This window comes from Candidatus Magnetobacterium casense (genome assembly GCF_019173545.1).
GTDB classification, from domain to species: Bacteria; Nitrospirota; Thermodesulfovibrionia; order Thermodesulfovibrionales; family Magnetobacteriaceae; genus Magnetobacterium; species Magnetobacterium cryptolimnobacter.
Window position 1 is genome coordinate 1 of sequence record NZ_JABXWD010000160.1, and the last position, 7,773, is coordinate 7,773.

Here is a 7,773-nt window from a genome sequence, read left to right on the forward strand (position 1 = left end):
ATCGCTCACGTCATGACCTACGGCACGGTTGAGGATTTGGCGGCCATTGAGGGTATCGTCGGACAAGAAGAGTTCCGTGAAGTACTCGACAATGCCCCATCTGGTATCTTTGACCGACGCTCGTGGGCTTACTGGAATCTGAAGTGCGGACGGCAACCAACACCGCCACTGCCCGTACGTACCGGTTTCTTATAGTGCGTGGCATTTTTACGGAGCGTCACGCAGCGCCGACTTCTATGCCTCTACTTTTTTAAGCGCCCATATGGCGGTTATAAAAAAGATTATGCAATAAAGGGTCAGCAAACAGATATAGAGCGGTTCGATAGTACCTCCGGTCAGGGATGCCCTTATCACCTTGGTGGAGTATGTGAGGGGCAGGACGAGTACCAGGTATTTAAAGATTGCCGGCAGTTTGTCCACGGGAAAGAAGGTTCCGCACAGGAATACCATTGGTGTTATGACGAAGCTAGTGACGAGGTTTTGTCCTGAGTGGTCCTGTACGACCATTGATGTTGTCACGGCCAGGGCGGAGAAGATGAATGCGTGCAGGGTGAGGGCCACAAAGAAGGCCGGATGTAACGACAACTGTACGTCAAAGAGAAATGTATAGATAAATATGATAAGTGTACTTAACAATCCCCTGAACATCCCGAAAATGGTCAGTCCCAGGACTATTTCCACGTTGGAGACGGGTGCGATCAGGTACTCGTCAAATGTGTGGAAGTAGAACCGTGATATATTGATTTCGGCTGATATGGCAAAGCACTGGTTGAGGGCGCTCATTGTGATAAGCCCGGGGACGAGAAACGATATGTAGGGCAGCCCTCCGACGTTTACCTGTTTGCCTAGTCCCCATCCAAAGGCTATCAGAAACAGCAGGGGCGGTACGGAGGATGTGACGAGTTGTTTGACTGCCCGGCTTTTAAATACGGTCATCTCTCTGTAGAGCACGGCTCTGAGACCGTTAAGCATCGAGTCTCCTGCCGGTGAGTTTCAAAAAGACGTCTTCGAGGGTGACTTCACGTATTTTGCATGGCTGGAGGCAGCCCTTGAGGGAGGTTACTGCGGCGTCGCGATCATCGAAGAAGCGTTCCTCTATACCGTCCTCGTTGAATATCTCAAGGACGTAGTGGCCCATATCTTGTTTCAGGGCATCGGGGTTACCTTCTGCGATTATGCGTCCATTGTTTATGATCAGGATTTTTTGGCAGAGTCGTTCGGCCTCTTCTATGTAGTGTGTGGTCAGTAGTATAGTAGTTTTTTTGATCTGATTGACCTTCAGGATATAGTCCCATATATCGCGTCTGATTTGTGGGTCGAGTCCGACGGTGGGTTCGTCTAGAAATAGTATTTTAGGTTGGTGCAGGAGTGCCCTTGCGATGACGAGTCGTCGCATGGTGCCCCCTGAGAAGGTTTTGACCTTTCTATGGATATAGTTTGTCAGGCCTGCAAACTGGAGGGCTTCTGTTATTTTTTCGTTGGTTGCATTGTCCGTGATGTCATAGAGCAGGGCGTGGTGGTACATATTTTGGTATGCGGTGAGGTCTCTGTCGAGGTTGTTTATTTGTGGGACGCAACCAATAGTGCTTTTGGCGAATCTCTGGTTGGTGACAAAGTCTTTTCCGAAGTATGCGATATTACCGGCGGAGGGTTTAATCAGTCCGGAGAGCATTTTGATCGTGGTAGTTTTACCGGCGCCGTTTGGACCCAGCAGGCCTACGAACTCTCCACGTTGGAATGCGAAGCTGATGCCATCGACGGCGTGTGTTTTGCCGTAGGACTTTCTCAGCTCTACAACCTGCAGGACGGTTCCCCCTGCCGAGTCAGTGACAGCCACCAGTGTTAGTTAAACAATGTTCCACGTGGAACATTCACACTAAAACCTCCACGTCAAACCCAGGATAATCGCATAGTCCGTCTCAGACCTGGTCAGCCCTCCCTTGAAACCACAACTAAGATCAAGGTTCTCCAACGGTGAGTAAATTACCCCACCAAGGATAAAGGTCGGATGATTGTTGCTGCCAGGATCGGGGTTACGCTCGATACCAATGTTGCCAACAAGCTGCCACTTCTCCGCAACGTCGTAAGTGGTGGCAACAGAGGCATGCCAGATGTCCTTGCGCTCTTCTGCCTTGTTCTCGTTGCGGTTATAACCCAGATTGACATGAAAAGCCCACGGTTTGACCTCCTTGCTGCCAATCAAAAAGACATGGTAGGTCATCTTTCCAGTGCCAAGCCCCTTTTCGCTGTCTCCCGTGGAAAAGGTAACCCCAGGCTTTAAGGCAAAACTCAAACCCTCATTGTCGTAAAACCTCCACTTAACATCAAGAGGAATATCAGATATGCCATCAACCCTTATCTTGCCCTCTGAGTCCTTTACCCTTATGTACTGATACGGAAGCCCTATGACAATGTCAACGGGGTCAACAATCCCATACGTTAGCGTTGCCGCTAAACCCGTCTCCCTGGTGGTAACACCATCCTCCTTGTCATGCCCATACTCCCCCGTAAGCTCCAACTGAAACTTGCCCTTGCCCTGCGTGCCCGCATCATCGGTGATGAGCGGATGGGCAGCAAACCCGATTCCTGATACACCAAAAACCAATAAAGCCACAACAATGACATACAACCATAGACGTGACCTTGTACCGATAAACCTTCTTACCATCTGAATCTCCTTCTCAGGATTATATTTGAACTCTATGGCATAGAAACTAAACCATAGTATATAAAGATAACACCACAACGGAAATGTTGTCAAGCATGGGCAGCCAAGACAAGCGCACAGTGAAGTTATCCTGTCTTGAAGATTGAGGTTATGGCAGATTCAAAATGCTTAAGATTAGGCCTGCGCAGGAAGGGGTCAAGGGGGCTGGCCCCCTTGCAGGGGAGGTCTGAGGAGGGGGCGGAGCCGCCCTCCTTCTTTCTTTTTTTTTCTTATCTCAGGTCTTTCAGAAAGATCGTATCGTCCCTGTCCTGGCCTGTGGAGACGATGACAATTGGTACGTTGAGTCGCTCCTGAATCATCTTCAGATAAGCCCTGGCATTATCCGGTAGTTTCTGGAAATCCCTCACTCCGGCAGTGCCACTCCAACCATCAAACTGCTCATACACCGGTTGACACTGCTCCAGTATGGTCATCTCCTTTGGGAACTCCGTCAACACCTTGCCACCATATCGGTAACCAACACATACGCTGACCGAACTCAAACCATCAAGGACATCCAGCTTTGTGATAACAATCCCCGTAAGGCCATTAACCCTCACGGCGTGCCTTAGCACAACAAGGTCAAGCCACCCGCAGCGACGTGCCCTGCCCGTTGTAGCGCCATATTCCCCGCCGTGTTCGCGCAACATCTCACCCGTGGCATCCTCCAGCTCGGTGGGAAACGGTCCGCCACCAACACGCGTCGTGTAGGCCTTGGCCACCCCCAAGACCTCGTCTATGACCTTTGGCCCTACCCCCAAACCCGTCAACGCACCCCCGGCACACGCACTTGAAGACGTCACGCAATGATACGTGCCATGGTCTATATCCAACATTGTACCCTGGGCGCCCTCAAACAGTATGCGCTTGCCCTGGGATATGTACCCGTTGATTGTAACGTCGGTGTCATCCACAAAAGGCTCTACCTTATCCCTGAAGGACATGGTCGTATCATAGGCCTCATCAAGACTGACAGGCTTGCCACCGTAGAGCTTTTCGATCAGCAGGTTCTTTTCGATGAGATTGGATTGCAACTTCTCACGCAACACATCGGGATAGAACAGGTCCGATACCCTGACACCGGTGCGGGCTGCCTTGTCTGTATAGGCCGGGCCAATGCCCCTTCCGGTGGTGCCGATCTTTTTGTCGCCCTTGGCGGCTTCCCTGAGCTGATCGAGTGTCACGTGATAGGGCATTATCAGGTGTGCAGCCTTACTGACCTTGAGGTTGCTCCCTACCGCTACACCACGCACCCTGAGCGCATCTATCTCTTCAACAAGGGCTGATAGCTCCACCACCAACCCATTGCCTATGATACACAACTTTTCCTTGTGCAGTATCCCCGACGGAAGCAGGTGCAAGATAAACTTCTCTTTGCCTATGACAACTGTGTGACCGGCATTATGCCCACCCTGGTATCTGGCAACGACGTCGGAGGTCTCCGTCAGGCAGTCAACAATCTTGCCCTTTCCCTCATCCCCCCACTGGGCACCAACAATTACGATGTTTGACATTAATTCTCCTCTCTTTTGATCCCTATATGAGTTATATTGTAATCTTCTTGACGCTCAGGATGTTGGGCAGTCCCTTTATCTGATTCATCATCTCCGCCCCGATGTCACTGTCAACGCTGACAACCGATACGGCCCTGCCCCCCCTGGTCTCCCGACCAAAGTTCATACGGGCAATGTTTATACCCGCCTGTCCCAGCAGATTACCTATGTTGCCTATGACGCCGGGCTTGTCGTTGTTGTTTATAAACAGCATGATACCCTCGGGGATGATCTCTATGTAGAAATTGTTGACCTTGACTATCCTTGGGTCCCTCTTGCTAAACAGCGTCCCCGAAAGGACGTGCTCGGCACGATCGGTCTTTACCTTCAGCGACAGCATTGTGTTGTAATCGCCGGCATCTTCGCTCTTGGTCACCTTGACCTCAATCCCCCTGTCCTTTGCTATGACCGAGGCATTGACGAAGTTCACGGTGGCCTCCAGTATCGGCGATAAAAACCCCTTCATGGCTGCCAGGGTCACCGGGGCATCGTTTATCTCTGCAGCCTCACCACAGAGTTCTATGTTTATCTCTTTCACCTCGTCCTCGACAAACTGACAGGCAAAGCATCCCAGTTTTTCAGCCAGGTCTATGTACGGCTTGAGGGTGCTGACCTGGTCGGCCGGAATGGAGGGGAAATTTACTGCATTGCGGATAGTACCGTTGATCAGATAGTCGGCCACCTGTGCGGCCACGGCCAAGGCAACGTTCTCCTGCGCCTCCACGGTTGCCGCCCCAAGGTGTGGTGTGCATATCACCTCGTCCAGTTTGACCAGCGGGGAGTCCTCCGGAGGCTCCTTTTCAAAGACGTCGATTGCTGCACCGGCCACCTTACCGCTCTTGATGGCATCATGGAGGTCTTGCTCGTTGATGATCCCGCCACGGGCACAGTTGATTATCCGTACGCCGTCTTTCATCGTGGCAATGGAGTCCTTGTTTATCAGGTTCTTTGTTTCGGCGGTCAGCGGGGTGTGGACCGTTATGATATCGGCGTTCTTAAACAACTCCTGGATGGAGACCTTCTTTATACCCATCTGCAGGGCAAGCTCCTCTTGCAGAAACGGGTCATATCCGATGACGTTCATTTCAAGTCCCTGGGCCTTCTTGGCCACCTGTGTGCCGATATTACCCATGCCGACAATACCGAGCGTCTTGTTATACAGCTCCACGCCCATGAACTTCTTCTTCTCCCACTTGCCGTCCTTCATCGATGCAGTGGCCTGTGGCACCTTGCGCGCCAGCGATAACATCATGGCCATCGTATGTTCGGCCGTAGTGATGGTATTGCCCCCGGGGGTATTCATCACCACGATGCCCTTTCTTGTGGCAGCGGCCTTGTCCACGTTGTCAAGACCGGAACCGGCCCGACCTATCACCTTAAGCCTCGTCGTGGACTCTATCACATCGGCCGTCAGCTTTGTAGCGCTGCGGATCACTATGCCGTCATAGTCAGAAAGACAGGCAATCAGCTCATCCTTGGGCATCCCCACTTTAACGTCTGCCTCAAGACCGGCCTGCCTTAGTATCTCAACCCCTTCGGCTGAGATGTTGTCGCTAATAAGAACCCTCATTGGGTAATTACCTCCATAAACTTTTTTTTCTTGATACTATAAAATTATGGTAAATTTGCTCTCCATAACCCTCCACTGAGGGGAGATGGCTATTATTATAATAATATCTCCTCACAGGTGGCAACCCCTGTTTGACGGCAGGAGAACCGGACATCCAGAAACCCTGGTAGCATCGGGACATCTTAAAAAGTATCCGGGGCCATACTTCAGGATGGCCTTTAACGTAATATCATAAGCAGAAGAGCATAAGTAACTATAACGTAATTCACACAATTAAAGAAAGAAAGGGGCGGCTCCGCCTCCCTTCTCTCTGCCACCTCATGGTTCAAACAGCCTCAGGATGTGCTCCTCAAAGAGCCTCTTGCATTGGGAGAGCGTGTACTTCTTAACCGTGCTGAACCCGCCGGCAATCAGCTCGGACTTCAGACTCACGTTGCCCAGGACTCCCCGCACCCCCTCTGCCAAACAGTCAACGTCCCCAACGGGACACACGACGGCATCCACGCCATGCGTGAGGATGTTCACGGCCTCGGTCGTCACAACGGGTGCCCCACACGCCAACGCCTCAAGCACAAACAACGGCAATCCCTCATGCCGCGACGGATACAACAGGACGTCTGAGACCGAAAGTATCTTGCGCAAACGATCGGGCGCTACAAAGCCAAACCGTCGCATCTTAAATGGTGTATCCAACTCCTCCCCCACCGACCAGACCGCCAGGGCGCCGGAATCTATCTCCGCCTTAAACCGTGCCAACACCCGCAGCCCCAGGTCAAACCCCTTACGGTAATCGCTGCGTCCAAAGACCAGGACAACGGGGCGACCATCTTTGAGCGACATGTACTCAGGATCGGGATAAAACACCTCCGTATCCACGCCGTTTGCCACCACGCAGACATTGGCCCTGAAGCGCCTGACAAGCAACTGCCCCAACGCCTCAGACACCGGTATCGCCGCAATCCGCTGCAGGGTCAGACAATAAAAGTACGCCGCCCTGATAAGCCACTTCATCGGTGCCCCCTTGTAGTAGGACTCATCATAGTCCTGGGCAAAGCACACGAGTCGCTTCTTATTCTTAAACGACAGAAAAAACACCATCATGATGATGTCCGCTATGATGACGTCGTATGACTCGGCGAAGGTCAGTGCCTTGAGTATGGTAACGGCCTTACTCCTGAGCCGGGATATCCTGTGTATTTTGGCCTTGACCTCAAATACGGTGTCCAGGACGTTTGTGACGATGGTAACGTCGTGCCCCCGACTCACCAAGTAATTGGCGTGTTCTACGACCATCTTGTCTCCGCCGCGACTGAGGAGCGAGTGCCTGAAAAAACATATCCTCACAGTGTTCTCATGTCCTTATTTGCATCAGGTGTGATGCGATAATACAACGGCCTATAAAAAAAACGACAGTCGATGCTACATGCAACGACACTATACGTCAGTTGTTTACGAACCAGGAACTATAGTCATGTATTAACTGATAGTTGGCAGACTTATCACTCTCTGCGCGGAGCATTGACAGTGGAAGCACGAACTTCTTGTTATCAGCCAATCTTTGCACCTTGACAAGTATACCGTCTTCTATGTTTAACTCTTTCTCTATTTTGATAAACTTAAATGTATCTTTGTAAGATGGCCTGGTCTTTTTAAACTTATCATATTCTCTTTTCTTACCGACGCCAAACAGATAGGAGTTTTCCCAGTCAAAGGGTTCCGCGCCGACAAGTTGAAATGGAGGGGCGATGTTCTTTTCGAGGTAATCAAGGTAACATGTCAGGGTTTCTTCAGAGACCGATATATCCTTGTTGCCAAGTATCTGGCGGATTCTCTTGTCGTGCTCATTGGACTCATTGATGGCGATAGAGTCATCCAGATACCTGTGTATTTCCTCCTGTGCTTCTCTGACGTTATCCATGGTGTCACGTGGTTTGACCTTTTCT

At 51.0% G+C, this 7,773-nt stretch carries 8 protein-coding genes and 1 pseudogene; 2 read left to right on the top strand and 7 right to left on the bottom strand.

Features of this window, described 5'->3' with window-relative positions:
- Nucleotides 1–195 (top strand): annotated as a pseudogene (locus HWQ67_RS09715) (hypothetical protein); the annotation flags it as partial.
- A gap of 39 nt (nt 196–234) precedes the next feature.
- On the opposite strand, the gene HWQ67_RS09720 reads toward HWQ67_RS09715, so the two are convergent.
- The 5 genes from HWQ67_RS09720 to serA all read right to left on the bottom strand — a co-directional run bounded on the left by HWQ67_RS09720 (nt 235) and on the right by serA (nt 5,830).
- Entirely contained in the window at nt 235–972 is a 738-nt protein-coding gene (locus HWQ67_RS09720) for an ABC transporter permease (protein WP_218252493.1), read from the bottom strand.
- Nucleotides 965–1,837 carry an ABC transporter ATP-binding protein gene (locus HWQ67_RS09725; protein ID WP_218252494.1) on the bottom strand — a complete coding sequence of 291 codons (873 nt, stop codon included), beginning with the start codon at nt 1,835–1,837 and terminating at the stop codon, nt 965–967. Before HWQ67_RS09725 ends, HWQ67_RS09720 begins: the two co-directional genes overlap by 8 nt.
- A gap of 39 nt (nt 1,838–1,876) precedes the next feature.
- The gene (locus HWQ67_RS09730) at nt 1,877–2,668 is read right to left on the bottom strand and encodes a transporter (protein ID WP_218252495.1); all 792 of its coding nucleotides are present in this window, start codon (nt 2,666–2,668) and stop codon (nt 1,877–1,879) included.
- A gap of 269 nt (nt 2,669–2,937) precedes the next feature.
- A complete protein-coding gene (locus HWQ67_RS09735; RefSeq protein WP_218252496.1) occupies nt 2,938–4,221 on the bottom strand; it encodes an adenylosuccinate synthase in 1,284 nt (427 codons plus the stop codon).
- A 31-nt stretch (nt 4,222–4,252) separates the two neighbouring features.
- Nucleotides 4,253–5,830 (bottom strand): phosphoglycerate dehydrogenase, encoded by a 1,578-nt coding sequence (gene serA / locus HWQ67_RS09740; protein WP_218252497.1) that lies wholly within the window; start codon nt 5,828–5,830, stop codon nt 4,253–4,255.
- Between the two features lie 85 nt (nt 5,831–5,915).
- Here serA and HWQ67_RS09745 point away from each other — a divergent pair, with 85 nt between their 5' ends.
- Complete coding sequence (locus HWQ67_RS09745; RefSeq protein WP_218252498.1) at nt 5,916–6,065, top strand: hypothetical protein; 150 nt, start codon at nt 5,916–5,918, stop codon at nt 6,063–6,065.
- An 83-nt stretch (nt 6,066–6,148) separates the two neighbouring features.
- On the opposite strand, the gene HWQ67_RS09750 is transcribed toward HWQ67_RS09745, so the two are convergent.
- On the bottom strand, nt 6,149–7,174 hold the full coding sequence (locus HWQ67_RS09750; protein ID WP_218252499.1) for a glycosyltransferase family 4 protein: 1,026 nt from the start codon (nt 7,172–7,174) through the stop codon (nt 6,149–6,151).
- Nucleotides 7,175–7,271: 97 nt separating this feature from the next.
- Nucleotides 7,272–7,773 (bottom strand): hypothetical protein (locus tag HWQ67_RS09755; RefSeq protein WP_218252500.1); only part of this gene is annotated, 502 nt, incomplete at its 5' end.

What these genes read in the sequence shown, in the direction of transcription:
- HWQ67_RS09730 (WP_218252495.1), bottom strand. Translation starts at nt 2,668, where the DNA reads ATGGTAAGAAGGTTTATCGGTACAAGGTCACGTCTATGGTTGTATGTC.
- HWQ67_RS09720 (WP_218252493.1), bottom strand. Translation starts at nt 972, where the DNA reads ATGCTTAACGGTCTCAGAGCCGTGCTCTACAGAGAGATGACCGTATTT.
- serA (WP_218252497.1), bottom strand. Translation starts at nt 5,830, where the DNA reads ATGAGGGTTCTTATTAGCGACAACATCTCAGCCGAAGGGGTTGAGATA.
- HWQ67_RS09745 (WP_218252498.1), top strand. Translation starts at nt 5,916, where the DNA reads ATGGCTATTATTATAATAATATCTCCTCACAGGTGGCAACCCCTGTTT.
- HWQ67_RS09735 (WP_218252496.1), bottom strand. Translation starts at nt 4,221, where the DNA reads ATGTCAAACATCGTAATTGTTGGTGCCCAGTGGGGGGATGAGGGAAAG.